Below are 1,419 nucleotides of genomic sequence, written 5' to 3' on the forward strand. Positions count from 1 at the left end.
AGCGAACCCGACTGGCTGATCGGCCCGGTCTTGACCAGCTGCAGGCGCCCCGGCCAGCTATTTGTGTCTTTCTGGGGAAAGACAAAGCGGTTCTCCAGCGGAAAGGCGACGCCATTGAAGTAGAAGCGGATACCCACGCCGGGGATGCCGCTCTCGTAGGTGTTTTCGCCGAGATAAGCCCCGCTGGAGAGCATGTACTTGTTCGGAACCTCACCGGAGAGACCCGGGCAACGGGTCTCGGTGGGGGCCTGCAGGACCAAGGTCCCGCTGATGTCGGCCAGTACCTTGCCGTCGCCGAGGTCCGGATTGATGGTGATCGTCTCCGGCAGGGTCATCACGAAGGTTGTCGGCAGCCCGGTGTTGGTGGTGCAGACCTCGGCCATGGCCGTGCCACTGGTCGCCAGCAGCCCGGCCAGGACGAGCCACCGCGCGTTCGCGCATGCATTGCTTTTCATCGACATGGTTGTGCCTGGATCGAAATGGAGTGAAAGGGAGGCGACCCGCTTGCGCCACGTCACACGGTGCACCCGTCACCGGCCTCGGCGACGGCCTGCACGGCGACCAGGCTTTGCGAGGGCCGCCATTCTTTCAACCATGGCCATCGGAAACGATCAGCGATATCCGAATTCGTATGGAGAATTTCTAGGACCAGTCCCAGTTGGATGCCAAATCACCATCAATACTTGATCCCAGCTCGCACATTCGGTTCCGACCGAAAGTACGTAGATGCATCCGTTCGGCTATGTGTCGATGATGAATGCCCTGCGCACACCTTCTCGATCAAGGCTGTTGCAGATCAAGAAAGTCGGCACTTCCGACTGATGGGGCGTCAACCGTCACGCGCTTCATTGACGAAGCAAGGTCCGGCGATGGAGACAACGCCTCCTGACCGGAGCCCAAGCGCCTCGGCCTTCACGCAGGAGGCAATGCACGCCCGCGGCGGCAGCCACCGTAACAGGCGAGCGCATCGACGCCTTGGGCTTCCCTGATCAGACAGCAGTCGTCACCGGTGAAGTGCAGTATGTCTACTGAAACCACCGTGTTCAGATGAACCGCTGCAAGAGCGCCCCCATCGGGACTTCGTGCGTCCGGACTCGCGTGGCATCACCGCAATCGGCGCCCTGCCCTGCAAAGGCCTACAACGGAGCCCGGTCGATGGCCGACAGCGGCTCGTTGACGACGAAGATCAATCCCCGCACCTCCGAGATGCCGAACGTCGCCAGGCGTGCGGCGTGCATGTCGAGGTAGGCCTGCGCCTCTTCCCGGCCTTGGAACAGATAGACGCCACCGGCACGGCCGCTTGCCTCATCCTCGGTCCAGATCTTCCAGATCAGCCCCTTCTCCGTGGCGATCGATGCCGCCAGGTCCTGCATGGCGTGCGTCATCTCCACTCCACGCCCCAGGGGCCGGCATAGGCGA

2 protein-coding genes are annotated in these 1,419 nt (G+C 62.2%); both read right to left on the reverse strand.

The annotated features are described in order from the left end of the window. Positions 1 to 461 (reverse strand): hypothetical protein (locus tag VA603_RS11360; RefSeq protein WP_323438903.1); only part of this gene is annotated, 461 nt, incomplete at its 3' end. Positions 462 to 1,136: 675 nt separating this feature from the next. After that, positions 1,137 to 1,419, reverse strand: a 283-nt coding sequence (locus tag VA603_RS11365; protein ID WP_323438904.1) for a monooxygenase, incomplete at its 5' end; no start/stop codon positions are given.

It is taken from the genome of Stenotrophomonas capsici (genome assembly GCF_034961085.1).
GTDB classification, from domain to species: domain Bacteria; phylum Pseudomonadota; class Gammaproteobacteria; order Xanthomonadales; family Xanthomonadaceae; genus Stenotrophomonas; species Stenotrophomonas capsici.